The sequence below is a fragment of the Pseudooceanicola nanhaiensis DSM 18065 genome (assembly GCF_000688295.1).
Lineage (GTDB): Bacteria > Pseudomonadota > Alphaproteobacteria > Rhodobacterales > Rhodobacteraceae > Pseudooceanicola > Pseudooceanicola nanhaiensis.
The window spans coordinates 1,048,579-1,074,633 of sequence record NZ_JHZF01000011.1; the positions used below are offsets into that span (position 1 = coordinate 1,048,579).

Sequence of the window (26,055 nt, forward strand, 5' to 3'; positions counted from 1 at the left end):
GGGGATACAATGTCAGAGCGTCCATATGTCATCGACGAGATGATCAGCGCCAAGTCCATCGCCGCCCGGGTCGAGGACCTGAGCCGCAAGATCAAGGACGAGTTCCCGAAGGGCGAGCGGATCGTGCTGGTCGGCCTGCTGCGGGGTTCGTTCATCTTCATCGCCGACCTCGTGCGCGAACTCGGCGACCGGGACGTGGAGGTCGATTTCCTCGAGGCGTCCTCCTACGGAAATTCGACGGAATCGAGCCGCGAGGTGCGCATCCTCAAGGATCTGCGCGGCGAGATCGAGGGCCGCAACGTGCTGGTGGTCGAGGACATCGTGGACACCGGCTACACGCTCAGCCACGTGATCCACCTGCTCTCCGCCCGCAAGCCCAAGAAGCTGAAGACCATCGCGCTGCTCGACAAGCCGACGCGCCGCGAGGTGGATTTCAAGGCCGACTGGATCGGCTTCGAGATCCCGGACGAATTCGTCGTCGGCTACGGGATCGACTACGCCCAGTGCAACCGCAACCTGCCCTTCATCGGCAAGGTCCGTTTCATCTGAGATGCCGGTGCAATGGCTGCTCCGGATGGTGACATGGGCGCGCAACCCGCCCTCCGCCGCGCGGGTCTGGCTGGTGCTGGGCGTGGTGGCGGCCTGCCTCGCGATCTGGGGCATCGAACAGCTCGTGGGCTTTCCAGAGGATTGGGCGCCGGCCCGCGCGCCCGTGCAGCTGCGCTGATGAAATGTGCGCCGCCGCACACGGCGTGTTCGGCGGAAATTTTCGCCTTTCACGAATTCGTCAGAGTGTTCGGCCGCGCGGCCTGCTACCGTTGACGTATCGACAACCAGGCAACCCCCGACGGGAGACCAAGATGAAGAAGCTGTTTCTGGCCACCGCCGCTCTGGCAACTCTGGGCATGACCTCGGCCGCGATCGGCCAGGACCAGAAGAACCCCGCCGTGGAAGCGCGGCAATCGCTGATGCATCTCTACGCCTTCAACCTCGGCACGCTTGGGGCCATGGCCAAGGGCGAGATGGAGTATGACGCCGAGGCCGCGCAGGCGGCGGCCGGCAACCTCGCGAAGCTGGCCTCGGTGAACCAGATGGCGATGTGGCCCGAGGGCACCGACAACGCCTCGATCGAGGGCACCGCCGCCCTGCCCGCGATCTGGGAGGACGGCTCGGACATCGGCGACAAGGTGCAGGCGCTCGAAGAGGCGACCGCGGCGCTGGCCGACACCGCCGGTGACGGGGTCGAGGCGATCCAGGCCGGCATGGGCGCCGTAGGCGGCGCCTGCGGGGCCTGCCACAAGGCCTACCGCGCCTCGAACAACTGACCTGACACCGCGCCGGATCCCGAGATGAAGGCTTTCGTTACCCTGCTGTTCCTTGCCGTCCTCGGCGGCGCGGTCTTCTGGTATGTCACCCGTCCCGGCACCGCCGGGGCGGAGACCTATGCCGGTCTCACGGGCGATGCCGCCCGGGGCGAGACGGTGTTCTGGGCGGGCGGTTGCGCCTCGTGCCACGCGGCGCCGGGCGCCGAGGGCGAAGAGCGGCTGGTGATGGCCGGCGGCACCGCGCTCGCCAGCTCCTTCGGCACCTTCTACGCGCCCAACATCTCGCCCGATCCCGAGGCGGGCATCGGCGGCTGGAGCGTTGCGGATCTGGGCAACGCGATGCAGGCCGGGGTCGCGCCCGGCGGCGCACATCTCTACCCGGCGTTCCCCTACACCTCCTACACCAAGGCAGAGCCGCAGGACATCGCGGACCTGCATGCCTTCATGGCCACGCTGCCCGCCTCGGACGCGGCGAACAAGGCGCATGACGTGGGCTTCCCCTACACCATCCGCCGGCTGCTCGGCGGCTGGAAATCCCTGTTCCTCGATGACGCCTGGGTGCTGACCAACGCCACCACCGACCGGCTGGCCCGCGGACGCTATCTGGTCGAGGCGCTCGGCCATTGCGGCGAATGCCACACGCCGCGCAACCGGCTGGGCGGGCTCGACACCGCGAACTGGCTGGGCGGCGCGGCCAATCCGGCGGGCGAGGGACGGATCCCCAATATCACGCCCGGCGGGCTCGACTGGTCCGAGGCGGACATCGCGGAATACCTGAAGAGCGGCTTCACGCCCGAATTCGACGTGGCCGGCGGCGAGATGGCCGAGGTCGTGCAGAACACCGCGCAGCTGAGCGACGAGGACCGCGCGTCGATCGCGGCCTACCTGAAGGCCGTCCCCGCGGTCGAATCCGCGGCGCAGTGAGGGGCGACGCCCCCCTCAGCGTTCGGACTTCTTCACCCAGCTTCCGGATTCGTCCGACCAGTACTGCGCGCCGCAGCCCGCGGCGGTCAGCTCCCGCCACTGGCTGCGGGCCCGTTCCAGGGCCGCCGCGTCCCCGCCGTCGAACAGGATGCAGACCCGGTCGAGCCCGTTGACCTCCTCGGCCGTGACCTGCGCGCCCTCCACGCTCATCACGCAGGTGGCCCCGTTGGGGGCCTCTGCCTCGGTCGTCAGCAGCACCGGCTGGAGCGCGTCATGCGGCCCGCCCGCCTGACCGTGCGGCAGGAACCCGTCCTCGGGCTCCAGCCACAGCTTCTGGTCGAGCCAGTCGAGGTAGCGCGGGTTCCGCCCGCGCACCGCGACCCGCCAGCCACGCTTCAGCGAAGCCTCCAGCAGCCGGGGCAGCGCCGCTTCGAGCGGCTGCTGCGTCAGGTGGTAGAAATAGGCCGCGCCCATGTCAGGACTCGTAACCGTCCTTCACCAGCCGGTCGAGCGCCAGCACGCCCCAGCCGGTGGCCCCTTTCGGTGCCGTCGCGCTGTCCGAGGTCCTGAGCGCCACGCCCGCGATGTCGATGTGGCACCAGGGCGTCTCGTCCTTCACGAAGCGCCGCAGGAACTGCGCCGCGGTGATCGAACCGGCGGGCCGGCCGCCGACGTTCTTCATGTCGGCGATGCGCGACTTGAGCTGGTCGTCATAGACCTGCCCCATGGGCAGGCGCCACGCGCCCTCGCCCTCGCTTTCGGCGGCCTTCAGGAGCTTGCCGCAGAAGGCGTCGTCGTTCGAGAAGACGCCCGCGTTCTCGTGCCCGAGCGCGATGATCATAGCGCCCGTCAGCGTCGCCAGATCGACGATGCCCGAGGGTTTGAACCGCTCCTGCGTGTACCAGAGCACGTCGCAGAGCACGAGCCGGCCCTCCGCATCCGTATTGATGACCTCGATCGTGTCGCCCTTCATCGACTTCACCACGTCGCCCGGACGCTGGGCATTGCCCGCGACCGTGTTCTCCACAAGCCCGACGAGGCCCACGACATTCGCCCTGGCCTTGCGCAGCGCCAGCGTCCGCATGACGCCCGAGACGACGCCCGCGCCGCCCATGTCCATCGTCATGTCCTCCATCCCGGCGGCGGGCTTCAGCGAGATGCCGCCGGTGTCGAAGACGACGCCCTTGCCGACGAAGGCCAGGGGCGGCTCGTCGCCGCCGCCGTTCCATTCCATCACCACGACCTTCGAGGGCATGACCGAGGCCATGCCGACCGCCAGAAGCGCGTTCATCCCGAGCTTCCCGAGATCGGCCTCCTCCAGCACCTCGACCTTCAGCCCGAGGCTCTCCATCTCCTTCAGGCGGCGGGCAAATTCCTCGGTGGTCAGCACATTGGCGGGTTCGTTCACCAGGTCGCGGGTGAAGAAGACGCCTTGGGCCGCGGCCAGCAGCGGGCGGGCGGCGGCCTCGGCCTCCTCGGGCTTGGCGGCCATGACCTTCACCTCGCCCTTCGCATCGGCCTTCTTCGTCCGCTGCGCATCGAAATCATAGGCCATCAGCGCCGCGCCGAGCGCCACGTCGGCCACCCGCCGGGTCCCCCCCGCGAGCAGCAGCGTGCCCGCCTTGCCCAGCGACTTGCCCAGAAGGCCGCCGGCCTTGCGCGCCTCGCTCAGCGTGGCGGCGCGCGGCAGGTGCAGCACGACCAGCTTCTCGGCGGCCAGCCCCACGGGCCAGTCGATCACCGCGCCCTCGCCCGGCTTCTTGCCGCTCCAGCCCTCGCTCTCGACCAGCCGCGCCAGCGCGCCCTTCGTCAGCCGGTTCACCCGGCGGGCGGCGGTGTCGAGCTTGCCCGCCTCGCCGATGATGACGGCGACGGTGCCCTCGGCGCTGGCGATGGCCTCGATGTCGGTGGCGTGGAAAGAGATGGAAACCGGCTCGGTCACGGGCTGCTCCTGTGATTGCTAGGGGATATGTCGCGCGGCAGGCTATCCGCGCCCCGCGGCATTGGCCAGATAGGAGTTTTCCCCGCCCGGCCTTTCGGCTAGCTTGGAGCGCAGAACAGGGGCCGGCAGGGCCCCGGGCCGAGCGGGAGACTTGAGGGACGTGGCACGCTTCGACAGATACCTGCTGTCGCAGTTCCTGCTGCTCTTCGGCTTCTTCGCGCTGGTGCTCGTGTCGATCTTCTGGATCAACAGCGCCGTGCGGCTCTTCGACCAGCTCATCGCGGACGGCCAGAGCGCCGGGATCGTGCTGCAATACACGCTGCTGTCGCTGCCCCGGGTGATCGGGATGGTGCTGCCGATCGCGGGTTTCGCGGCGGTGGTCTATGTCACCAACCGGCTTGCGGGCGACAGCGAGATGGTGGTGCTGCGCTCGTCCGGGATCTCGCCCTGGCGGTTGGCGCGCGGGGCCGTCGTCTTCGGCCTCTTCGTCGCCGCCGCGGCCTCGGTCATCGCGCACCTGCTGCTGCCGCTCTCGAAGCAGGAACTTGCCGAGCGGCAGCGGGCGCTGACCCGCGACGTCACCGCCCGGCTGCTGAGCGACGGCACCTTCCTGCACCCGACCGAGGGCGTGACCTTCTACATCCGCCAGATAGACCCCGACGGGACGCTGAACGACATCTTCCTGTCGGACCGCCGCGACCCGGCCCGGACCGAGGATTTCACCGCCCGCCGCGCCTATCTCGTCAATGCCGCCGAGGACCAGGACGAAGGATCGCGCCCGAGCCTCGTGATGATCGACGGCAGCGTGCAGTCGCTGAACGAGGAAACGCGCCGGCTGACGGTCACGCGATTCGACGATTTCTCCTACGACCTGACGCGGATGATCGGGGACGCCACCGCGCCCGACCGCAGTGCCGAATACATGCGGACGTGGCGCCTGCTCAGCGATCCCGAGGGGGTGGCCGCGGAGACGGGCGAAAGCCTCGGCGCGGTCGTCGAGGAGGCGCATGCCCGGTTCCGCGACGCGGGCATCGCCTTCGCCGCCGCGCTGATCGGCTTCGGCGCGATGATGGCGGGCGGGTTCAGCCGCTTCGGCGCGTGGCGGCAGATCGGGCTGGCCGTGCTGATGCTGGTGGCAGTGAAGATGTCGGAAAACCTCTGCGCGGGCGTGGTGGTGGAAGCGCCCTCGCTCTGGCCGGTGAGCTACCTTCCGGTCGTGCTGGGGCTGGCGCTGGCGGCGACGCTGCTCTGGTGGGCGGGCCGGGTCAAACGGCTGCCCGCTTCGGCCGGGGCGGCGCCGGCATGATCCTGCATTTCTACTTCGCCCGGCGTTTCCTGAAGTCCTTCCTCGGGCTGATGCTGGTCTTCACCCTGCTGATCATGCTCTTCGACCTGATCGAGCAGATCCGGCGGCTTTCGGACACGACGGCGGGCTTCTCACAGGCGCTCGGCCTGACGATGCTGCACGTGCCCGAGACGCTCTACGAGATGATCCCCCTGATCGTCGTGCTCGCCACCGTGGCGATGTTCGTGGGCCTCGCGCGCTCGTCCGAGCTGGTGGTGACGCGGGCCGCGGGCCGGGCGGCACTGGTGTCGCTCATGTCGCCGGTGCTGGTGGCCTTCGGGATCGGCGTCTTTGCCCTCGCACTGCTGAACCCGATCGTGGCGGTCACGCTCAAGCGCTATTCGGCGATGACGGAATTCTACCTCTCGGGCTCGAACGCCGCGCTTTCCTTCAGCTCCGAGGGGCTCTGGCTCCGGCAGGGCGACGATGACGGGCAGACGGTGATCCATGCGGGCCGCGCCAATGCCGAGGGCACGCAGTTCTACGGTGTCACCTTCTACGGATACGCGCCCCAGGGCGGGCTCACCAGCCGCACCGAGGCCGAGAGCGCGGAGCTGCTCGACGGGGAATGGCTGCTCACGGACGTGAAACGCTGGCCGCTCGACGCGGGCGGCAACCCCGAGGCGCTGGCTGAGACGGCCCCGACGGTGCGCGTGCCCTCCTCGCTGACCGTGGACAACATCCGCGACAGTTTCGGTGAGCCTTCCGCGATTTCCATCTGGGACCTCCCCGCCTATACCGCGGCGCTGAAGGAGGCCGGATTCTCCGCCCGCCGCTATCTCGTCTGGATCCAGACCGAGCTTGCGCGGCCCTTCTTCCTCATGGCGATGGTCCTCATCGCCGCCGCCTTCACCATGCGGCACGCGCGCTCCGGCAAGGTCGGGCTGGCGGTGCTGACATCCATCCTGATGGGGTTTTCGCTGTACTACGTGAAGAACTTCGCCCAGATCCTCGGCGACAACGGCCAGATCCCGATCTGGGTCGCCGCCTGGGCCCCGCCCGTGGCGGCCCTGATGCTTTCGGTCGGCCTCGTGCTGCAGATGGAGGACGGCTGATGCGGCGGCTCCGCTTTCTTGTTCTCGCGCTGATCGGGCTGCTGCCGCTGCCCGCCGCGGCGCAGGATGCCGCGATGCTGATCGCCGACCGGGTCTTCCTCGACGGGCGCGAGACCGTCGTCGCCGAGGGCCGCGTCGAGGCGCTGCGCGACGGCGTGCGCCTGCAGGCGCAGCGGATCGTCTATCACCAGGGCACCGGCCGGCTCGAGATCACCGGGCCGATCACCCTCACCGAGCAGAGCGGCCGCGCCGTGGTGCTGGCCGACAGCGCCGAGCTGGACGAGGACCTGCGCAACGGCCTGGTGCGCGGCGCGCGGTTGATGCTCGACCAGCAGGTCCAGCTTGCCGCCCGCGAGCTCGACCGCAGCGAGGGCCGGTATTCGCAGCTCTACAAGGCCACGGTGTCCTCCTGCCACGTCTGCAACGACGGCCGCCCGCCACTGTGGCAGATCCGCGCCCGCCGGGTGATCCACGACCAGCAGGAACGCCAGCTCTACTTCGACAACGCGCGGTTCGAGGTGCTGGGCGTGCCGATCTTCTGGCTGCCCCGCCTGCGTCTGCCGGACCCCTCGCTGAAGCGCGCGACCGGGTTCCTGATCCCCTCGCTCAACCGCGATTCCCGCCTGGGGACCGGGGTGAAGGTGCCCTATTTCATCAAGATGGGCCAAAGCCGCGACCTGACGCTGACCCCGTTCTGGTCATCGAACACCCGGACGCTGGAATTCCGCTACCGCCAGGCCTTCCGCACCGGCCGGATCGAGGTCTACGGCGCCGTCTCGGACGACGACCTGCTGCCCGGAGAGCTGCGCGGCTATATCGACGGCCGCGGCGCCTTCGCGCTGCCGCGGGACTTCCGGCTCGAGTTCGACGTGGAGGGCACGCTGGATGACGCCTATCCGACCGAATACGATTATCTGGACAAGGACCGGCTGGACAGCCAGCTGGCGGTGAGCCGGGTCCGGCGCGACGAATACATCCGCGGCGCGCTGACCAATTACCACACGCTGCGCGAGGACGAGGACGACGCCAACATCCCCTCGCTGATCGGCGACATCACCTATGAACGGCGCTTCTTCCCGCGCCGCATCGGCGGCGAGCTCCGGCTCGGGACCGAGCTGCACAGCCATTACCGCTATTCCGATCTGGACGTGGACGGCCCCGATCCGGACACCGTCGTCGACGGCCGTGACGTGACGCGGCTGACCGTCGATGCCGCCTGGCTGAACAGCTGGACCCTGCGCAGCGGCATCCGGGCCGAGACCGAGGCCGGCGTCGCGCTGGACAGCTTCTGGACCGGTCAGGACATGTCCCTGCCCGCCACCCAGAGCGGGGCGGCGCCGCGGCTCGGCGTGACCTTCCGCTGGCCGCTGAAGAAGGTCGGCGCGTCGGGCGCGGTACACGTCCTCGAACCGCTGGCCCAGCTGGCCTGGACCGGCGGCGATGACCTGGAGGTCGCCAACGACGAGAGCACGCGGGTCGAATTCGACGAGGGCAACCTCCTGGCGCTCTCCCGCTTCCCGGCGCCCGACCGCCGCGAACGCGGCTGGCGCGCGGCCGTGGGCTTCAACTGGACCCGGTACGCCGTGTCGGGCTGGCAGAGCCGCCTGACCGTCGGACAGGTGATCCGCGACGAAACCGACGGCGACTTCCACCTCTCGTCCGGGCTCTCGGGCCGGTCCTCGGACCTTCTTGTCGCCGGCCAGCTGATCGGGCCCGAGGGCCTCGCCTTCACCGCGCGCAGCATCATCCGCGACCGCTCCGACCTGACCAAGGCCGAGGCGCGCGCCAGCTGGATCACGCCCGGTGTCGCGGTCGGGGCGAGCTATCTCTGGCTCGACGACGACCCGCGCGAGAACCGGGCCGACACGATCTCGGAATGGGCGGTCGACGGCACCGTCCGGCTGGCCGAGAACTGGCTCGGCTCGGCCAACTGGCGCTACGACCTTGCCAGCAACGCAACCGCCGAGGCGGGCGTGGGCCTGACCTACATCAACGAATGCGTCGAGATGGAGTTTTCGGCCTCGCGCCGCTTCACCTCGTCCACTATTGTCACCCCATCGACGGACTTCAGCTTTACCATCGGCTTGCGGGGCTTCTCCGGCAATGCCGACGGGCAACGCTTCACCCGGACCTGCAAATGACGTATCGAGCACGCATGACGACCACAGGCAAAAAGATCGCGCGCCTCGGCGCCCTCCTCACCGCCCTTGTTCTGGGGCAGCCGGCCATGGCGCAGAACCTCTTCGCGCCGGTCGTGAAGGTCGGCGATTCCGTCGTGACAGGCTACGAACTGGCGCAGCGGACCCGGATGCTGGAGATCCTGAACGCCCCCGGCGATCCGGCCGAACTGGCCGAGAAGCAGCTGATCGAGGACCGGCTGAAACTGGCCGAGGCCGCGCGGTTCGGCATCACCGTCAGCCCCGAGGACCTGGCCGCGGGGAAAGAGGAATTCGCCGCCCGCGCCAACCTGAGCGCCGACGAGTTCACCGCCGCGCTCGCCCAGGCCGGCGTCGCCGAGGAAAGCTTCGACGCCTTCGTCCGCTCCGGCATCGCCTGGCGGCAACTGGTGCGCGGCCGTTACGGCCGGCTGGTGACCATCGACCAGCAGGACATCGACCGTGCGCTCACCACCGCCCCCAACGGGGAAGCCGTGCGGGTCCTGATCTCGGAGATCTTCATCCCCACGCCTCCCGGACGGGAAGCCGAGGCGCAGGCGCTGGCCGAGCAGATCTCGCAGATCGGCACGCTGGAAGGCTTTGCCGATGCCGCGCGGCGCTATTCCGCCGCACCGTCGGGCCGCGCCGGGGGCCGGGTCAACTGGATGCCGCTGGCGGACCTGCCGGCGAACCTGCGGGGCGTGATCCTCGGGCTGAAGCCCGGGCAGGTCAGCCGCCCGCTGCCGATCCCCGGCGCGCTGGCGCTGTTCCAGCTGCGCGCGATCGAGGAAGGCGGCTACAAGCCCTACGAGGTCGTCGCGATGGATTACGCCGCCTATTACATCGCCGGCGGCCGCTCGGAAGAGGCGCTGCGCCGCGCCGCCGAGATCAAGTCGCGGGTGGACCAGTGCGACGACCTCTACGGCATCGCGCAGGGCCAGCCGCCGAGCGTGCTGGACCGCGGCCGCAAGACCGTCGGAGAGATCCCTCAGGACGTGGCCTATGAGCTCGCGAAGCTCGACAAGAACGAGGTCTCGACCGGCCTCACCCGGTCGAACGGGCAGACGCTCGTGTTCCTGATGCTCTGCGATCGCGAGACGCAGCTTGCGGCAGAGGTCGACGAGCAGGCGGTGCAGACCGAGCTGCAGAACCAGCAGATCGACCGTTTCGCGAACCAGTTGCTGGCGCGGCTCAAGGCCGAAACCCGCATCGTCCGTTACTGAGGTCGGCGCGTGGCCGGGATCGACACCCTCCCGCCGCTGCGCGAGGTCATTGCGACACATGGGCTGAGCGCGAAGAAGGCGCTTGGCCAGAACTTCCTGCTGGACCTGAACCTGACCGCCAAGATCGCGCGGCTGGCGGGCGACATGTCGGGCTGCGACGTGCTCGAGATCGGGCCCGGTCCCGGCGGGCTGACGCGCGGCCTCCTGGCCGAGGGCGCGCGCCGCGTGCTCGCGATCGAGAAGGACGCCCGCTGCCTGCCCGCGCTCTCCGAGATCGCCGCGGCCTATCCCGGCCGGCTCGAGGTGGTGAACGGCGACGCGCTCGAGGTCGATCCGCTGGCACATCTCACGCCGCCGATCCGGATCGCGGCGAACCTGCCCTACAACGTCGGGACGGAGCTGCTGGTGCGCTGGCTGACGCCCGATGCCTGGCCGCCCTTCTGGGACAGCCTGACGCTGATGTTCCAGAAGGAGGTGGCCGAGCGTATCGTGGCCGCGCCCGGCTCCAAGGCCTACGGGCGGCTTGCGCTGCTGGCCCAGTGGCGGGCCGAGGCGGAGATCGTGCTGACCCTGCCGCCCGAGGCCTTTACCCCGCCGCCCAAGGTCTCTTCGGCCGTGGTGCACCTGACCGCCCTGCCCGAACCGCGCTACCCGGCCGATCCCAAGGTGCTCGAACGGGTCGTGGCGATGGCCTTCAACCAGCGCCGCAAGATGCTGCGTGCCGCGCTCCGGGGGCTGGCGCCCGACATCCAGGACCGGCTGGAAGCCTCCGGAATCAAGCCGACCGACCGGGCCGAGACCGTGAGCCTCGAGCAGTTCTGCGCGCTCGCACGGAACATCGCCGCGGTGTAACCGGCGCGGGCGGGGCCACGCCCTTCCGGCCGGACCCGGCGGGCACCCGGCGTCGGCCGACCTGCGTGCCGGAGCCGGAACCGGGCGGCCTTTCCTGGCGTCGCGCGGGGACGGACAGCCCGGGCGGGCTGTCACGCGGTCTCGGAGACCGGCCACGGCACCCGCGCCTCGCTCCCGGGTTGAGCGGGGCCCGGGCGCCCTCTGCCGATTGACAATCCCGCAGCGCGCGCGCCCATTCGGCGCCATGGCCCTGATCCGCACCAATCCCGCTTTCCGCCTTCTCATCTCGGCCAGTGCCGCATCGAACCTCGCCGACGGCATCGCCGCGCTCGCCCTGCCCTGGCTCGCCACGCTGGTCACGCGGGACCCGGCGCTGATCGCGCTCGTCGCCTTCGCGACGCGGCTGCCGTGGCTGCTGTTCTCGGTCCCCGTGGGCGTGCTGGTCGACCGGCGGGACCGGCGGCGGCTGATGGCGCAGGCCGACGCGATCCGGATGCTGCTGAGCCTGGGTGTCGTGGCGCTGATCGGCGCCGCGCCAACCCTGCCGCTGGCCGAGGAAACGCCGCGCTACGTGTTGGGCCTCGCCGCGCTGGCCTTCCTGCTGGGCGCGGCCGAGGTCGTGCGGGACAATGCCGCGCAGACCCTGCTGCCCGCGCTGGTCGACCGCGACGGGCTGGAGACGGCGAACGGCCAGCTCTGGAGCGTCGAGCAGGTGATGGGCGCCTTCGTCGGCCCGCCGCTGGCCGGGCTGCTGATCGCCGTCGCCGTGCCCGCGCCCTTCCTGCTGGACGCGGTGGCCTTCGGGCTCGCGGCCTGCCTTGTCTGGATGATCGCCCTGCCGCCCCGGGCCGCGCCCGCACGCCGCAGCGTGCTGACCGAGATGGCCGAGGGCTGGCGCTGGATGCGGGGCGAGCGGATGCTCTTCCGGGTCGCGGTGATGCTGGGGCTGCTGAACTTCCTCGCGACCGCCATGCTGACCGTGCTGGTGCTCTACTCGCAGGACATCCTCGGCCTTGGCGCCGGGGGCTACGGCGTGCTGCTCACCGCCGGTGCGGCGGGCGCGGTCGTGGCGGGCATCTGGGGCCCGCGGCTCGTCGCCCGCACCGGCAGCCGGAAGGCCGTGGTGCTGGCGCTCGCGCTGATGGCCCTGCCGCCGCTGGTGATCGCGCTCACCGCCTCACCCGTCCTCGTGGCGCTCGCGCTCTTCCTCGAGACCGTGGCGGGCATGGTTTGGAACATCGTCACCGTCTCATGGCGGCAGCGGCTGATCCCGGACGCCCTTCTGGGCCGGGTGAACGCGATCTACCGATTCTTCGGCTGGGGCATGATGCCGCTCGGCGCGCTGTTCGGCGGCTGGGTCGTGGCGCTGGCCGAGCCGGGGCTGGGTCGCGAGATGGCCCTGCGCCTGCCCTATCTCATCGCCTGCGCGGGCTTTGCGGCGATGTTCCTCTACGGACGCCGCCGCCTGAGCTTCTGAAACGCAAGAGGCCGCCCGGTCGGGGCGGCCCTGCGGCACGGCTGGCGGACATCGGGGCGGAGATCACTCCGCCGCGGTCTGGGCCCCCTCGTCGGGCGCATCGCTCGCTTCGTCCTTCTTGGGTTTCTTGGCGCGGCTGCGCGGGGCGCGCTTCGGCTTCGCCTCGGGCGCCTTGCTCTCGGGCGTCTCGACAAGGCCGGTGTCCTCGGTCTCTTCCGAGGTTTCCATCACGCCCAACACGTCGCTCTGGCCCGAGTTTTCGCTGCGGGCGGGCTGCTGCTGCGCCTGCTGGTCGGGCTGCGACTGGCCGTCGTTGCCGTTGCCGTCCTTGTCCTGCCGCTGCGCGCGTTCGCGGTCGCGGTCGGCCTGGCGCTGGCGGTTTTCCTGTTCCTGCTGCTCGCGCTTCTGGTCCTGCTCACGCTGCGCCTCGGCGAGCATGCGCAGGTAGTGTTCCGCGTGCTGCTGGAAGTTCTCGGTCGCGACACGGTCGTTCGAGAGCTGCGCGTCGCGGGCGAGCTGGTTGTACTTTTCGATGATCTGCTGCGGCGTGCCGCGCACCTTGCCCTCGGGTCCCGAGCTGTCAAAGACCCGGTTGACGATGTTGCCGACCGACCGGTTGTTGCGGTTCGACTTGTTCCGCGAACGTGATTTCGAAGATCTCATATGTCCTGTATTCCAGCCTGTTTATCCCGTTGTCGTGCGGCCCGCGAAGCGCCTCATGCGCGTCCTTGTCTTCGGTCGACGACTGTGTCCGGCTTGGAGTCATGTGGGACGACCCTAGTGGGTGTCCGCCGCTATGACGTGATACCGAGTAAACATCTCACTGCGGTAAAGACAAGGGTAAAGTCGGGCAATTCGCCGTTTTTCCGACTGTCTAGCGCAGGATTGCGGGTTTTTACCCCCTGCGGGCGCTGACAACCCGGTCTCTGCCATCAATGTCGGCATGAACCGCCGCCGCGTCAAGGCCCGCGGCCCGGAAGATATCCACAACGGCGGCCCCCTGCCGGTGCCCGATCTCGACCAGGAGACGACCGCCCGGTGCCATGTGCGCGGGCGCGGCGGCGGCAATGGCGCGGTAGGCCGACAGCCCGTCGCCGCCCGGCGTCAGGGCGAGGTGCGGCTCCCAGTCCCGGACCTCGGGCGCGAGATCCGCCATCTCGTCCGCGGTGATGTAGGGCGGGTTCGAGACGATGAGGTCGAACGCCCCCTCGACCGCGCCGAACCAGTCGGAGCGCACGAGCCTCACCCGGTCGGCCAGCCCGAGCGCCGCCGCATTGCGGGCGGCGACGGCGAGGGCGGCCTCCGAAAGATCGGTCGCGACGCCGGTGGCCGCGGGGCGCTCGGCCAGCAGCGACAGGGCGATGGCGCCCGTCCCGGTGCCGAGGTCCAGCAGCCGCGTGAACGGCGCCTCGAGCGCCAGCGCGACGAGCGTCTCGGTCTCGGGGCGCGGATCGAGCGTGTCGGGCGTGACCTCGAACCGGTGTTTCCAGAAGGCGCGGGTGCCGGTGATCTGGCTGACCGGCTGGCGCTTCAGGCGCGCCGCGATCGCGGCCTCGAAGCGTGCGGCGACCTCGGGCGGGAGGGGGTCGCGGAGCAGGCCCATGAGCGCGTATCGCGGCGTCTCCCGGCCGAAGGCATGGGCCATCAGCGCCACCGCGTCGCCCTGGCCGTTGTCGATACCGGCGGCCGAGAGGCGCTCTGCGGCCTCGCGCATCACCTGGAAGCCGGGTGTCACAGCCCTTCCTCGGCCAGCAGCGCGGCCTGATGGTCGGCGATCAGCGCGTCGATGATGTCGTCCAGATCGCCCTGCATCACCGCGTCGAGCTTGTAGAGCGTCAGGTTGATCCGGTGATCGGTGATGCGTCCCTGCGGGAAGTTGTAGGTCCGGATCCGTTCCGAGCGGTCGCCCGTGCCGACCTGCGATTTGCGGTCCGCGGCGCGGGCATCGGCGGCGCGCTGGCGCTCCATGTCGAAGAGCCGGTTGCGGAGGACCTGCATCGCGATGGCGCGGTTCTGGTGCTGGGATTTCTCGGAGGAGGTGACGACGATGCCGGTCGGGATATGGGTGATCCGGACGGCGCTGTCGGTCGTGTTGACGTGCTGGCCGCCGGCGCCGCTCGCCCGCATCGTGTCGATGCGGATGTCGTTCGGGTCGATGGCGATGTCGACCTCCTCGGCCTCGGGCAGCACCGCGACGGTGGCGGCAGAGGTGTGGATGCGGCCACCCGACTCGGTTTCGGGCACGCGCTGGACACGGTGCACGCCGCTCTCGAACTTCAGCCGGGCAAAGACCCCCTCGCCCCGGACCGCGGCGACGGCTTCCTTGACGCCGCCGAGCTCGGTCTCCTGGTATTCCACCATCTCCATCTTCCAGCCGCGCGCCTCGGCGTAGCGCTGGTACATGCGCAGCAGATCCCCCGCGAAAAGCGCCGCCTCGTCGCCGCCCGTCCCGGGCCGGATCTCGATCATCGCGGGCCGCGCGTCGGCGGCGTCCCTGGGCAGGAGCGTCAGCTGCAGCGCATGCTCGGCCTCCGGCAGACGGGCGCGGAGGGCGGGCAGCTCCTCCTCGGCCAGCGCCTTCATCTCGGGGTCGGCGAGCATCTCCTCGGCATCGGCCAGATCGCCCTGCAATTGCTGCCAGTCGCGGATCTGCTCGACGACGGGCCGCAGCTCGGCATATTCGCGGCCAAGCGCGGCGATGTCGCCGCCGCCCTGGCTCATGCGGGCCTCGATATAACCGAACCGGTCGAGGATTTTCTGGAGACGTTCTTCGGAGATCATGCCGGTCTGTCCCCTATGTTGGATACTTGGTCAAGGGGCTCCGGCGTGGTATCAATTGACCATGCGTCACCTCGCCCTCCTCGTCCTGATCGCCACGCCCGCCGCCGCCGATGTCAAAGGCCCCGGCGGCAAGGTCGTGGAATGCTACTGCACCGACACGCAGGGCGCGCGCGTCGAACTGGGCGAGACGATCTGCCTGCAGGTCGACGGACGGATGTTCATGGCCCAGTGCCAGATGAGCCTCAACGTGCCGATGTGGCGCGAGGTGCGGGCGGGGTGCCTGTCCTCCCGCCTATCCCCCGAGCCGGAAGTCGGCCAGCCACCGCTCGACGCGCCGCTCGTTCACGCCCAGATCTGACCGGCCGAAGCGGGCACGGGCGAAGATCACCAGCTGTCCGTCCTGCACGGTGACGGTGGTGTAATCCGGAAAGCCCCAGACCCGCGACCGGGTGACGTAGGTGATGAACCCGGCGCGCGGGCTGCCGGCCAGCGTTTCGGTGCGCGGGGTGGCGCGGATGATCCGGTCGATCCTCTCGAGCGGCACGTTGCCCGCGGGCACCGCACGCTGCACCCCGTTCGGCATGTCGACCGCCTCGGCCGTCCGGGGCGCGACATGCCAGTCCTCGGGGTGCGAGGGGGCGAGACGTATCCACGCCTGAAGCCCCGCGACACCCAGGATCAGAGCGACGATGACCCACCACATCCTGCGTTTCCCCTTCCGCGTCATGACCCAGGAACCCCGAACGGGACGGAACGGCAAGGGCCTACCTGCGGGTCCAGCACCAGAGCGCGATGATCTCCATCGCCACATGCGCGCCCGCGACGGCCGTGGCGCCGGTCGTGTCGAAGGGCGGAGAGACCTCCACCACGTCGCCGCCGACAAGGTTCACCCCCGCGATGTCGCGCAACAGGATCGCCGCCTGCCCCGAGGAGAGCCCGCCCCAGACCGGCGTCCCGGTGCCCGGCGCGAAGGCCGGGTCGAGCGCGTCGATGTCGAATGTCAGATAGGCCGGGTGGTCTCCGACGATCTCCCTGATGAGCTGCGCCACCGCCTGCGGCCCCTGCTCGTGCACCGCGCGGGCGTCGATGATGTTCATCCCCCAGCTGTCGGGGTTCGTCGTGCGGATGCCGACCTGCACCGATTTCGCGGGGTCGATCAGCCCCAGCTTGATCGCCTTGTAGACGAAGGTGCCGTGGTCGATCCGCTCGAAATCGTCGTCGGCCCAGGTATCGGAATGGGCGTCGAACTGGATCAGCGCCAGGGGGCCGTATTTCTCGGCATAGGCCTTGAGGATCGGGAAGGTGACGAAATGGTCGCCGCCCAGGGTGACGGTGCCGACATCGGCGGCGAGGATCCTGCGGATATGCGCCTCGATCAGGCCCGGCGTCTCCCAGACCTTGGCGTAATCGAAGGCCACGTCGCCGTAATCCACGATGGCGAACTCGCTCAGCGGGTCGAAATCCCAGCCGTAGGGCGGATCGTAGGGCTGCAGGGTCGAGGCCTCGCGGATCGCGCGCGGCCCGAACCGCGTGCCGGTCCGGTGGGTCACGGCCTGGTCGAAGGGCACGCCCGTCACGGCGAGGTCCACGCCGGCGAGGTCCTTGGTGTACTTCCGCCGCAGGAACGAGGTCGCCCCCGCGAAGGCGTTCTCGAAGGAAAGGCCCTTCAGGTCCTCCCGCGTGAAGGCATCGTCGATCTTCGTCTTCGCATCCTCGAGCGCCATGGTCCCCTCCCTCAGTCCACCGGTTGCGCCGATTCGACCAGCCGCACGAAGTAGCTGGCGCCGAGCGGCGCGATCTCGTCGTTGAAATCATAGCCGGGCTGGTGGAGCCCGTCGCCCTCGCCCTGGCCGATCACCATGTAGGCGCCGGGGCGGGCCTCGAGCATGTAGGCGAAATCCTCCGCCCCCATCTCGCGGTTTTCCTCGTGCACGACCTGATCGGCGGGAACCACGGCGCGGGCCGCCTCGGCCGCGAAGAGCGATTTCTCGGGGTCGTTCACGGTCGGCGGGTAGCCGTGGTCGTAGTCGAGCTTGGCCTTCACCCCGAAGGCCAGCGCCTGCCCCTTCACGATCTCCTTCATCCGCCGCTCGGCCATCTCGCGCACCTCCGGCAGGAAGCTGCGGACGGTGCCGTTGATATAGGCGGTTTCGGGGATCACGTTGTCGGCGCTTCCGGCGTGGATCTGGGTGACCGACAGCACGATCTCCTCGCGGGCATAATGGTTGCGGCTGACGATGGTCTGGAGCGCCTGCGCGATGGCGACGGCGGCCATGATCGGATCCCGCGTCTCCTGCGGGTTGGCGGCATGGCCGCCCTGCCCCTTGATGCGGATATGGAACGTGTCGTCGGAGGCCAGCACCGGCCCCGGCCCGGTCATGAAGGTCCCGAGCGGCATCCCCGGCGCGTTGTGCACGGCATAGACCTGCGCCACGTCGAAACGGTCCAGCGCGCCTTCCCGCACCATCACGCCCGCGCCGCCGCCAAGCTCTTCCGCCGGCTGGAAGATCAGCGCGACCCGGCCCGAGAAGTTGCGCGTCTCGGCCAGGTATTTCGCGGCGCCGAGCAGCATCGCGGTGTGTCCGTCATGGCCGCAGGCGTGCATCTTGCCGGGGATCTTCGATGCGTGCTTCGCCCCCGTCGCCTCGACGATCGGCAGCGCGTCCATGTCGGCCCGCAGCCCGATCGTGGGACCCGCGCCGCGCCCGTTGATGATCGCCACCACCCCGGTCTTCGCGATCCCCTCGTGGATCTCGTCGACGCCGAACTCCTTCAGCCGTTCGACCACGTAGGCGGCCGTCTCGTGGCAGTCGAAGCCCAGCTCGGGATGCGCGTGCAGGTGCCGCCGCCAGGCCTTCATCTCGTCGGCGAAGCCTGCGATGCGGTTGATGACGGGCATGTCTGGACTCCTCGGGGCGCCTGTTATTGGGTGGCACTGAACCGCAATAAAGGAGGCGCCGCAATGGGGGACAGCCTGATCCACGACCCTGACGGCGGGTTACCCCGTCTGCTCGAAATCATGGCCCGGCTGCGCGATCCCGAGACCGGCTGCCCCTGGGACATCGAGCAGGATTTCGCCTCCATCGCGCCCTACACGATCGAGGAGGCCTACGAGGTCTCGGACGCGATCGAGCGCGAGGCCTGGGGCGAGCTGAAGGGGGAACTCGGGGACCTGCTGTTCCAGACGGTGTTCCATGCGCAGATGGCCTCGGAGCGCGGGCTTTTCGATTTCCACGACGTGGCTGACGTGATGTCCGACAAGATGGTCGCGCGCCACCCGCATGTCTTCGGCGACGAGAGCCGGGACAAGTCGGCCGCCCAGCAGACCCTGGACTGGGAGAAGATCAAGGCCGAGGAGCGCGCCGCGAAGGCGCAGAAGGGCGTGCTGGACGGCGTGGCGCTCGGCCTGCCGGCACTGATGCGGGCGGTGAAGCTGCAGAACCGGGCGGCACGGGTCGGATTCGACTGGCCCGGCGCGGGGGAGGTGCTGGACAAGATCCGCGAGGAGACGGAAGAGCTGGTCGAGGCCCGCGACCGGCTGGGGCCCGAGGAGATCGAGGAGGAATTCGGCGATCTGCTCTTCGTGATGGCCAACCTCGCGCGGCACCTGAAGGTCGATCCGGAGAAGGCGCTGAGAGGTGCGAACGCCAAGTTCACGAGACGTTTCAACAGGATAGAAGAGAAACTGAAGGCGATGGACAAAGGGCCCGAAGACTCGGACCTCGCCGAGATGGACCGCCTCTGGGACGAGGCCAAGGCCGAAGAGCGCAAACCCGCCTGATCACGGACGCGTGATCGGACGTTGCGAAAGCCGTATTGATCCTAGCAAAACACTCAGGATATTCCTGCCGTGAATCACAGGGAGGTCCCGATGACCGCATTTCTCCGCACCACCGCCCTTGCCGGCGGGATCGCCGCGCTTGCCGCCGGCTCCGCTCTGGCCGAGGAGGTCAATCTCTATTCCTATCGCCAGCCCGAGCTTCTGAAGCCACTGACGGACGCCTTCACCGAAGAGACCGGCATCGCCGTGAACGTCGCCTTCCTCGAGGACGGCATGGTCGAGCGTCTGACGGCCGAGGGCGACCGTTCGCCCGCTGACCTGGTGCTGACGGTGGACATCTCGCGCCTCGCCTCGGTGGTCGATGCGGGCGTCACCCAGCCGGTGGAAAGCACCGTTCTGACCGATCACGTCCCCGCCGCCTTCCACGATCCCGACAATCACTGGTGGGGCCTGACGACCCGCGCGCGGATCATCTATGCCAGCAAGGACCGCGTCGAGGACGGCGAGGTGACGACCTACGAGGATCTCGCCGATCCCAAGTGGGAAGGCCGGATCTGCACCCGCTCCGGGACGCACGCCTACAACGTCGCGCTGGTCGCCGCCTACCTGCACCATCACGGCGAGGAGGCCACGAAAGACTGGCTCGAAGGCGTGAAATCCAACCTCGCGCGCAAGCCGCAGGGCAACGACCGGGCGCAGGTCAAGGCGATCTGGGCCGGCGAATGCGACATCGCCATCGGCAACACCTACTACATGGGCCAGATGCTCGAGGACCCCGAGCAGACCGAATGGGCGAACTCGGTCGACATCGTCTTCCCGACCTTCGAGGGCGCCGGCACGCACATGAACATCTCGGGCATCGCGATGACCAAGGCCGCGCCCAACAAGGAGAACGCGCTGAAGTTCATGGAATTCCTCGTCTCGCCCGAGGCGCAGGAGATCTATGCCGAGGCGAACCACGAATACCCGATCGCCCCGGGCTCGGAACCGAGCGATCTGGTCAAGGGCTGGGGCGAGTTCACGCCCGACGACGTGAACCTGATGGACCTCGCCGCGCTGCGCCCCGACGCGCTGCGCCTGATCCAGGAAGTCGATTTCGACGGCTGAGCCCTTGCCGCTGCAGGACGTCGAGCGGCCCGCCCCCCGGCGGGCCGTTTCTCATTCCGTCATCTCGCGCTGGCGCATCGGCATCCGGTCGATCAGTGCGAAGAGCCGGTCGGGCGTGACCGGGTGGTCCTCGCGCAGTTTCACGCCGCCATCCTTGCCGACCAGCAGCACCGCGAACCCGTCGAGCGCCAGCCCGGTGCGCAGCCGTCCGAGCGCCTTGGGGTCGGTGTCGGTCAGCACGACGATGTCGCGGTCCCTGAGGCCCGACCGCACCGCCGACAGCATCTCGATCTGGCGGCGCACATCCGGGTCCTCGGCCGAGGCGCCGAAGATGACGACCGGGCGCTTCTCCCAGCGGTAGGCGGAGAGATCCCCCGTCTCGGCCGGAAGCGGCCGGATCAGGTCGCCGTCCCTGGCGCGTGCGCCCCCGGCCAGAAGCAGGGCGCCGGCGCCGAGGGCAAGGCCGATGAGGGGCAGGATCGGGGGCATGGCATCATCCTTCGCTGTGCAAGGGTCTACGCGCGGACCCCCGATCCGGTTCAGACCGGGCCGATCCGCCCCGCGCAAGCCCGCTCATGCGATGAGCGTGACGCCTTTCATCCCGCCGATGGTCGCGAGGTCCTGGGCATAGCTTTCGGCCAGCCGCCCGGCCTGCTCCGGCGTGAAGCGGGCAAAGCCCAGATCCGCGCGCGCCTCCGCGTGTTCGGCGATCACCGCCTGCCACTCGGCGCGGGCCAGCGTCTCGCCTGCGCGGTAGCGCGCCTGCAACGCCGCAAGCGCCGTGTCGGTGGCCGATAGGTTCCAGGCCCGCCCCGGCTCTTCCAGCCCGGTGACCGCGCCCTCCGGCAGGAGCCTTGCCAGAAGCTCCCGGCTCTCGCCGCGCAGGGCATAGTCGATCACGGTCAGCCGTTCGGGCCGCAGGCGGCGCCGGAAGGCGGTGATCACGGCTGGCCAGCCCCGGTCGATGCCGGCCATCGCCTCTGCGATCTCGCCGAAGGGCGGGACGGGATTGTCCTCGGCCCGCTTGCGATAGGCCGAGACGAAAAGCGCGTCATAGGGCCGGACCACGATCAGCACGTGCCTGAGCGGCAGCGGCAGGCCGGCCGCCAGCACCGTGGCACGCCGCCGGACGGCCGGAAAGAACTGGCCCTGGTAGAAGTGGAACATCCGCCCGGCGATGTTCTCTTCGCTCAGCACCATTGACCGGCCCGGCGTCATATGCGCCCCGAGCGTGTCCTGAACACCCGCGATCCAGCCTTCGTCGGGCGTCTTGCGGTGGCGCGGATGCGGCAGCCGCAGCGCCAGCCGTCCGCCCTCGGCCCCGTCGCGGCCCGGGTAGGCGAGGTCGAAGCCCGCCGCCTCCAGCCGCGGCCGGTTCAGCGCGAGGCAGGCCTGGAACGAGCTCGTGCCCGTGCGGTGCGCGCCCGCGTGGATGTAGATGCCCGGTGCCATGGTGCGCTCTCCGTCTTCGGGCAGCATCCTCCAGAACCCGCCGATGCGCAATCGCCCGGTGGACTTCCACCCGGCTGCACGGCACTGTCCCGCGACATCGCAAAGAGGACCCACATGAGCGCACGCAGGATCATCATCGACACCGACCCCGGGCAGGACGACGCCGTCGCCATCCTGCTGGCGCTGGCAAGCCCCGAAGAGATCGAGGTGCTCGGCATCACCGCCGTGGCCGGCAACGTGCCGCTGTCGCTGACCGCGAAGAACGCGCGGATCGTGTGCGAACTGGCGGGGCGCCCGGACGTGAAGGTCTTCGCGGGCTGCGACCGTCCGCTGTCGCGCCGCCTGGTGACGGCCGAGCATGTCCATGGCGAGACCGGGCTCAACGGGCCGAAGCTGCCGGATCCCGAGATGCCGCTGCAGGACCGGCACGGCGTCGATTTCATCATCGAGACGCTGCGCGCCGAACCCGCCGGGACGGTGACGCTCTGCCCGCTCGGGCCGCTGACGAACATCGCGATGGCCTTCCGCCTGGCGCCCGACATCATCGAGCGGGTGCAGGAGATCGTCCTGATGGGCGGCGCCTATTTCGAGGTCGGCAACATCACCCCGGCGGCCGAGTTCAACATCTACGTCGATCCGCAGGCCGCCGACATCGTCTTCCGCGCCGGCGTGCCGATCACGGTGATGTCGCTCGACGTGACGCACCAGGCGCTGGTCACGAAGGAGCGCAACGACGCCTTCCGCGCCATCGGCAACCGCGCGGGCGAGGCCGTCGCCGCGATGACCGACTTCTTCGAGCGTTTCGACCTCGCGAAATACGGCAGCAAGGGCGCGCCGCTGCACGATCCCTGCGTGACGGCCTACCTGATCCGGCCCGAGCTCTTCACCGGACGGCACATCAACGTCGAGATCGAGACGCGATCCGAGCTGACCATGGGCATGACCGTGGCCGATTGGTGGGGCGTCTCGGGCCGTGAGCCCAATGCGATGTTCATGGGCACGATCGACAGCGACGGCTTCTTCGCGCTCATCACCGAAAGGCTGGCCCGCCTATGACGGCATTGCATCTTGCCGGGCCGGACGATGCGGGGCGGCTCCTGCCGATGATCGCGGCCTTCCACGAGGAGACCGGGATCTCGCAGAAACCCGAGGCCCGGGCCGAGGCGCTGATGCCCCTGCTCGAAGGCTCGCCCTACGGGGTCGCCTACCTCGTGGGTCCGGCACGGGCGCCGATCGGCTACGTGGTGATCTGTTTCGGCTGGTCGCTCGAAATGGGCGGCATGGACGGGTTTCTCGACGAGATCTACATCCGCCCCGGCGTGCGCGGGCGCGGGATCGGCTCGGAAGTGCTGCAGAACCTGCCGAAGGCGCTGGCGGGCGCCGGGCTGAAGGCGCTGCATCTCGAGGCGCGACGGGATGATCCCCGGATCGAAGGGTTCTACCGGCGCAACAAGTTCGAGCTCCGTCCGGACACGGTGCTGATGACGCGGAGGCTGTGATTGCGGCGGCGGGGTGAACCCCGCCCTTGCGCACCTCTCACGCCCCGCACGATGGAGCTAGCCGCATCGGGGTTCGGGCGGAGAGGGTCCGCCCTTCTCCGGCCCCCCACTGGCAATCCCCCTGCCCCGCACCTAGATCCCTCCCATGACCCTCGCGCTTCGCTTCGACAACAGCTACGCCCGCCTGCCGGACGGCTTCTTCACCCGCCTCGCCCCGACCCCGGTCGCGGCGCCGCGGCTGATGGCGTTCAACCGTCCCCTCGCCGAGGAGCTGGGCCTGACCGACATCCCGGACGAGGCGACCCTCGCGGCCATCTTCTCGGGCAACACCCCGCCCGAGGGCGCGGCCCCGCTGGCGCAGGCCTATGCCGGGCACCAGTTCGGCGGCTTCAACCCGCAACTGGGCGACGGCCGGGCGATCCTGCTGGGCGAGGTGATGGACCGGGAGGGCAAGAGGCGGGACCTCCAGCTCAAGGGCTCCGGCCCCACGCCCTATTCCCGGATGGGCGACGGCCGCGCCTGGGTCGGGCCCGTGCTGCGCGAATACGTGGTCTCCGAGGCGATGCATGCGCTCGGCATCCCCACGACCCGTGCGCTTGCCGCCGTGGCGACCGGTGAGGATATCCAGCGCGAGACACGCCTGCCCGGCGCGGTGCTGACACGGGTCGCCTCCAGCCACATCCGCGTCGGCACTTTCCAGTATTTCTTCGCGCGGCGCGACCTCGACGCGCTGAAGGCGCTCAGCGACTACGCGATGCAGCGCCATTATCCCGAGGCCGAAACCCCCGAGGACTTCCTCGAGGCGGTCATCGCGCGCCAGGCCCGGCTGATCGCCCGGTGGATGTCGGTCGGCTTCATCCACGGCGTGATGAACACCGACAACACCAGCGTGTCCGGCGAGACGATCGACTACGGCCCCTGCGCCTTCATGGATGCCTACCACCCCGGAACGGTCTATTCCTCGATCGACCGGGGCGGGCGCTATGCCTACCAGAACCAGCCCGGGATCATCGCCTGGAACCTCGCGCAATTCGCCTCCTGCCTCGTGCCGCTGATGCCGGACGAGGACGCGGCGATCAAGCGCTTTACCGAGATGGTCCAGGCCGTCCCCGACCGGGTGCACGCGGAATGGCTGACGATTTTCCGCGCGAAGCTGGGGCTGACTTCGGCGCGGGAGGAGGACGAGCGCCTGATCGTCGACCTGCTGACGCTGATGGCCGAGGGGCAGGCCGATTTCACCAACACCTTCCGGGCGCTCGCCACCGGCAGGGCGCGCGACCAGTTCACCGACCGCGCGGCCTTCGACGCATGGCAGGCGCGCTGGACCGCCCGGGCGGAGGGAGAGCCCGATCCGGCGGGGCTGATGACGCGGACGAACCCGGCCTACATCCCGCGCAACCACCGGGTCGAGCAGATGATCGACGCCGCGCTCGAGCATGACATGGCCCCGTTCCAGCGGCTGAACGACGTGCTCTCCCGGCCGTTCGAGGACCAGCCCGGGGCCGAGGATCTGACCCGTCCGCCGCTGCCCGGCGAGGCGGTTCAGGCCACCTTCTGCGGCACCTGACGGCGGTTGATGAGGTAGATCCCGACCGCCACCAGCCCCAGACCGGCCAGGACCAGGGGGCGCAGCGGCTCGCCCAGGATGGCCCAGGCGAAGAAGACCGAGAAGACCGGCGTGAGGAACGAGAAGCTCGCCACCGTCGAGGCCGGGTAGATCCGGATCAGCAGCAGCCACGCCATGAAACAGAAGAGCGCCACCGCCACCACCTGGTAGGCCATCAGCCAGACATGCACCGGCTCGAAGTCGCGCACCAGAGGGCCGAAGAAGAAGGCCGCCAGCAGCAGGAAGGGCGACGAGACCCCGAGCTGCCACAGCAGCGTCGCCTCGCCCGGCACCCGGCTCATCGCCGAGGCGCGCAGCAGCATCCCGACCGCCGCCCAGCCGATCGCGCCCACGAAGGCGATGATGTCGCCGGTCAGGTCGGCGTGGCCGCCCTCCTGATCGCTCATCACCAGCACCACGGCGACGAGGCAGAGCACGAGGCCCAGCGACTTCGTCCGGGTCAGACGCTCTCCGGGCAGCAGGAAATGCGCCATCAGCGACAGGTGCACGGGCATCGTGTAGAACATGATCGACACATGCGAGACCGAGGTCATGTCGACCGCCACGTAGAGGCACAGGAACTCGAACGCGAAGAGCCCGCCCAGCCAGAGCCCCGCCTTCACGATGGAGCGGTCGACGGGGAACGGGATCCGGCGCGCCAGCACCCAGACGCCGACGCAGGCCGCCGCCACGGCCGATCGCAGGCCCGACTGGAAGACGGGCGACAGCCCCTCGGACGTGAGCTTCATCACCACCTGGTTGGCGCCGAGAATCAGGGAGATGAAGATGAGGAGCGACGCGCCCTGCGCGTCGATACGGGCCTTTTGCATGGCGGCATCAAACCCTGCGGCGCCGCAGGGTCAAGGGCCCTACTTGCGGAATCTGCGGAAGTAGCGGGGATTGTTCTTGACGAAATCGTGGATCGCCGAGGTCAGCGAGCCGAGCCTCTGCTTCTTGAGATAGGCAAAGCCGAACGAGGCCCCGATCAGCGCGCCCACGGTGTCGACCATCAGGTCCTTCATCGTGTCGGGCAGACCGGATTTCTGCATGTTCATGCCGAAGGTCTGGTCCATGCCGTATTCGAAGATCTCCCAGAGCGCCCCGACCGAGAGCGCAAAGCAGAAGCCGAAGAACGAGATCGCGACCGGCGGCGCCGAGTAGCGGTCGCCCTGGAACATCATGAAGACGAGAACGAAGCCGATCATCCCGAACCCGACGGCGCTGCCGAAATGCAGCACCATGTCCCACCACCAGTACTTGTCGTAGAAATCGTGCACTTCGCCCAGGAACAGCGTCATGCCCACGAAGACCGTGGTGGCCGCGATGAAGCCGCGCGGCACGTGGATCTCGGCCCATTTCGCGATGTAGGCCGGCGCCATGGCAAGGCCCAGCGTCGCGAAGGAGATGAAGGCGAGCGAGAGCTGCCCGGTGATCAGCGCATCCAGTCCGAACAGGAGCAAAACCGCCCATATTCCGAGGGTCAGCCAGGCCTGGCCCTTATACATCTTCCCTTGCCTTTCGCTTCGTGGC

The 26,055-nt window shown here is 69.2% G+C and carries 28 protein-coding genes; 16 read left to right on the top strand and 12 right to left on the bottom strand.

Going from position 1 to position 26,055, the window contains the following annotated elements; all coding sequences use genetic code 11:
- Nucleotides 1-9 precede the first annotated feature (9 nt).
- The 4 genes from hpt to Q344_RS0106010 all read left to right on the top strand — a co-directional run bounded on the left by hpt (nucleotide 10) and on the right by Q344_RS0106010 (nucleotide 2,249).
- Entirely contained in the window at nucleotides 10-549 is a 540-nt protein-coding gene (gene hpt, locus Q344_RS0105995) for a hypoxanthine phosphoribosyltransferase (protein WP_028285896.1), read from the top strand.
- A gap of 7 nt (nucleotides 550-556) precedes the next feature.
- Entirely contained in the window at nucleotides 557-727 is a 171-nt protein-coding gene (locus tag Q344_RS26330; RefSeq protein WP_169739169.1) for a hypothetical protein, read from the top strand.
- A 133-nt stretch (nucleotides 728-860) separates the two neighbouring features.
- Nucleotides 861-1,325 carry a c-type cytochrome gene (locus tag Q344_RS0106005; RefSeq protein WP_028285897.1) on the top strand — a complete coding sequence of 155 codons (465 nt, stop codon included), beginning with the start codon at nucleotides 861-863 and terminating at the stop codon, nucleotides 1,323-1,325.
- 24 nt (nucleotides 1,326-1,349) lie between these two features.
- Nucleotides 1,350-2,249 (top strand): c-type cytochrome, encoded by a 900-nt coding sequence (locus Q344_RS0106010; protein WP_028285898.1) that lies wholly within the window; start codon nucleotides 1,350-1,352, stop codon nucleotides 2,247-2,249.
- Nucleotides 2,250-2,264: 15 nt separating this feature from the next.
- On the opposite strand, the gene Q344_RS0106015 is transcribed toward Q344_RS0106010, so the two are convergent.
- Together Q344_RS0106015 and Q344_RS0106020 are read right to left on the bottom strand one after the other, a co-directional pair.
- The gene (locus Q344_RS0106015) at nucleotides 2,265-2,723 is read right to left on the bottom strand and encodes a DNA polymerase III subunit chi (RefSeq protein ID WP_028285899.1); all 459 of its coding nucleotides are present in this window, start codon (nucleotides 2,721-2,723) and stop codon (nucleotides 2,265-2,267) included.
- 1 nt (nucleotide 2,724) lies between these two features.
- Nucleotides 2,725-4,191, bottom strand: coding sequence for a leucyl aminopeptidase (locus tag Q344_RS0106020; RefSeq protein WP_028285900.1), 1,467 nt, complete (start codon nucleotides 4,189-4,191; stop codon nucleotides 2,725-2,727).
- 160 nt (nucleotides 4,192-4,351) lie between these two features.
- Between Q344_RS0106020 and lptF the strand changes: the two genes are divergently transcribed.
- From lptF to Q344_RS0106050, 6 genes are all read left to right on the top strand, one after another.
- On the top strand, nucleotides 4,352-5,497 hold the full coding sequence (gene lptF, locus Q344_RS0106025; RefSeq protein WP_028285901.1) for an LPS export ABC transporter permease LptF: 1,146 nt from the start codon (nucleotides 4,352-4,354) through the stop codon (nucleotides 5,495-5,497).
- A complete protein-coding gene (gene lptG, locus Q344_RS0106030; protein ID WP_028285902.1) occupies nucleotides 5,494-6,591 on the top strand; it encodes an LPS export ABC transporter permease LptG in 1,098 nt (365 codons plus the stop codon). Before lptF ends, lptG begins: the two co-directional genes overlap by 4 nt.
- Nucleotides 6,591-8,732, top strand: coding sequence for an LPS-assembly protein LptD (locus Q344_RS0106035; protein WP_036538375.1), 2,142 nt, complete (start codon nucleotides 6,591-6,593; stop codon nucleotides 8,730-8,732). The genes lptG and Q344_RS0106035 overlap by 1 nt, the downstream gene beginning before the upstream one ends.
- Before the next feature lie 14 nt (nucleotides 8,733-8,746).
- Entirely contained in the window at nucleotides 8,747-9,970 is a 1,224-nt protein-coding gene (locus Q344_RS0106040) for a peptidylprolyl isomerase (RefSeq protein WP_028285904.1), read from the top strand.
- 9 nt (nucleotides 9,971-9,979) lie between these two features.
- Nucleotides 9,980-10,822, top strand: a complete 843-nt coding sequence (gene rsmA, locus Q344_RS0106045; RefSeq protein WP_028285905.1) for a 16S rRNA (adenine(1518)-N(6)/adenine(1519)-N(6))-dimethyltransferase RsmA — start codon at nucleotides 9,980-9,982, stop codon at nucleotides 10,820-10,822.
- 244 nt (nucleotides 10,823-11,066) lie between these two features.
- Nucleotides 11,067-12,299, top strand: a complete 1,233-nt coding sequence (locus tag Q344_RS0106050; RefSeq protein WP_028285906.1) for an MFS transporter — start codon at nucleotides 11,067-11,069, stop codon at nucleotides 12,297-12,299.
- 63 nt (nucleotides 12,300-12,362) lie between these two features.
- Here the strand turns inward: Q344_RS0106050 and Q344_RS0106055 are convergent, their stop codons facing one another.
- The 3 genes from Q344_RS0106055 to prfA form a co-directional block, all read right to left on the bottom strand.
- Nucleotides 12,363-12,962 (bottom strand): DUF4167 domain-containing protein, encoded by a 600-nt coding sequence (locus Q344_RS0106055; RefSeq protein ID WP_028285907.1) that lies wholly within the window; start codon nucleotides 12,960-12,962, stop codon nucleotides 12,363-12,365.
- A gap of 232 nt (nucleotides 12,963-13,194) precedes the next feature.
- Entirely contained in the window at nucleotides 13,195-14,013 is an 819-nt protein-coding gene (gene prmC, locus Q344_RS0106060; protein ID WP_036538791.1) for a peptide chain release factor N(5)-glutamine methyltransferase, read from the bottom strand.
- Nucleotides 14,014-14,030: 17 nt separating this feature from the next.
- Complete coding sequence (gene prfA / locus Q344_RS0106065) at nucleotides 14,031-15,080, bottom strand: peptide chain release factor 1 (RefSeq protein ID WP_028285909.1); 1,050 nt, start codon at nucleotides 15,078-15,080, stop codon at nucleotides 14,031-14,033.
- A 61-nt stretch (nucleotides 15,081-15,141) separates the two neighbouring features.
- Between prfA and Q344_RS0106070 the strand changes: the two genes are divergently transcribed.
- On the top strand, nucleotides 15,142-15,438 hold the full coding sequence (locus Q344_RS0106070; protein ID WP_028285910.1) for a hypothetical protein: 297 nt from the start codon (nucleotides 15,142-15,144) through the stop codon (nucleotides 15,436-15,438).
- Here the strand turns inward: Q344_RS0106070 and Q344_RS0106075 are convergent.
- The 3 genes from Q344_RS0106075 to Q344_RS0106085 all read right to left on the bottom strand — a co-directional run bounded on the left by Q344_RS0106075 (nucleotide 15,373) and on the right by Q344_RS0106085 (nucleotide 17,979).
- Nucleotides 15,373-15,783, bottom strand: coding sequence for a DUF1499 domain-containing protein (locus tag Q344_RS0106075; RefSeq protein WP_036538377.1), 411 nt, complete (start codon nucleotides 15,781-15,783; stop codon nucleotides 15,373-15,375). The two genes, Q344_RS0106070 and Q344_RS0106075, sit on opposite strands and share 66 nt — an antisense overlap.
- Before the next feature lie 61 nt (nucleotides 15,784-15,844).
- The gene (speB, locus tag Q344_RS0106080; RefSeq protein ID WP_028285912.1) at nucleotides 15,845-16,804 is read right to left on the bottom strand and encodes an agmatinase; all 960 of its coding nucleotides are present in this window, start codon (nucleotides 16,802-16,804) and stop codon (nucleotides 15,845-15,847) included.
- A gap of 11 nt (nucleotides 16,805-16,815) precedes the next feature.
- Nucleotides 16,816-17,979, bottom strand: a complete 1,164-nt coding sequence (locus Q344_RS0106085; RefSeq protein ID WP_028285913.1) for a M20 aminoacylase family protein — start codon at nucleotides 17,977-17,979, stop codon at nucleotides 16,816-16,818.
- 63 nt (nucleotides 17,980-18,042) lie between these two features.
- Between Q344_RS0106085 and mazG the strand changes: the two genes are divergently transcribed.
- Both mazG and Q344_RS0106095 read left to right on the top strand, forming a co-directional pair.
- Complete coding sequence (mazG, locus tag Q344_RS0106090) at nucleotides 18,043-18,861, top strand: nucleoside triphosphate pyrophosphohydrolase (protein ID WP_028285914.1); 819 nt, start codon at nucleotides 18,043-18,045, stop codon at nucleotides 18,859-18,861.
- 90 nt (nucleotides 18,862-18,951) lie between these two features.
- Nucleotides 18,952-19,968 (top strand): Fe(3+) ABC transporter substrate-binding protein, encoded by a 1,017-nt coding sequence (locus tag Q344_RS0106095; protein ID WP_028285915.1) that lies wholly within the window; start codon nucleotides 18,952-18,954, stop codon nucleotides 19,966-19,968.
- Between the two features lie 51 nt (nucleotides 19,969-20,019).
- On the opposite strand, the gene Q344_RS0106100 is transcribed toward Q344_RS0106095, so the two are convergent.
- Both Q344_RS0106100 and Q344_RS0106105 read right to left on the bottom strand, forming a co-directional pair.
- Entirely contained in the window at nucleotides 20,020-20,457 is a 438-nt protein-coding gene (locus tag Q344_RS0106100; RefSeq protein ID WP_028285916.1) for a DUF4174 domain-containing protein, read from the bottom strand.
- Nucleotides 20,458-20,541: 84 nt separating this feature from the next.
- Complete coding sequence (locus Q344_RS0106105; protein WP_028285917.1) at nucleotides 20,542-21,420, bottom strand: hypothetical protein; 879 nt, start codon at nucleotides 21,418-21,420, stop codon at nucleotides 20,542-20,544.
- A gap of 114 nt (nucleotides 21,421-21,534) precedes the next feature.
- Here Q344_RS0106105 and Q344_RS0106110 point away from each other — a divergent pair, with 114 nt between their 5' ends.
- The 3 genes from Q344_RS0106110 to Q344_RS0106120 all read left to right on the top strand — a co-directional run bounded on the left by Q344_RS0106110 (nucleotide 21,535) and on the right by Q344_RS0106120 (nucleotide 24,486).
- Nucleotides 21,535-22,476: a nucleoside hydrolase gene (locus tag Q344_RS0106110; RefSeq protein ID WP_028285918.1), complete on the top strand. Its 942-nt coding sequence runs from the start codon at nucleotides 21,535-21,537 to the stop codon at nucleotides 22,474-22,476.
- Complete coding sequence (locus Q344_RS0106115; protein ID WP_028285919.1) at nucleotides 22,473-22,919, top strand: GNAT family N-acetyltransferase; 447 nt, start codon at nucleotides 22,473-22,475, stop codon at nucleotides 22,917-22,919. Before Q344_RS0106110 ends, Q344_RS0106115 begins: the two co-directional genes overlap by 4 nt.
- A gap of 145 nt (nucleotides 22,920-23,064) precedes the next feature.
- Nucleotides 23,065-24,486 carry a protein adenylyltransferase SelO gene (locus Q344_RS0106120; protein WP_028285920.1) on the top strand — a complete coding sequence of 474 codons (1,422 nt, stop codon included), beginning with the start codon at nucleotides 23,065-23,067 and terminating at the stop codon, nucleotides 24,484-24,486.
- Here Q344_RS0106120 and Q344_RS0106125 read toward each other — a convergent pair.
- Nucleotides 24,462-25,355: a DMT family transporter gene (locus Q344_RS0106125; protein ID WP_028285921.1), complete on the bottom strand. Its 894-nt coding sequence runs from the start codon at nucleotides 25,353-25,355 to the stop codon at nucleotides 24,462-24,464. The genes Q344_RS0106120 and Q344_RS0106125 overlap by 25 nt on opposite strands.
- A gap of 39 nt (nucleotides 25,356-25,394) precedes the next feature.
- The gene (locus Q344_RS0106130; protein WP_028285922.1) at nucleotides 25,395-26,030 is read right to left on the bottom strand and encodes a DUF2238 domain-containing protein; all 636 of its coding nucleotides are present in this window, start codon (nucleotides 26,028-26,030) and stop codon (nucleotides 25,395-25,397) included.
- Nucleotides 26,031-26,055 lie beyond the last annotated feature (25 nt).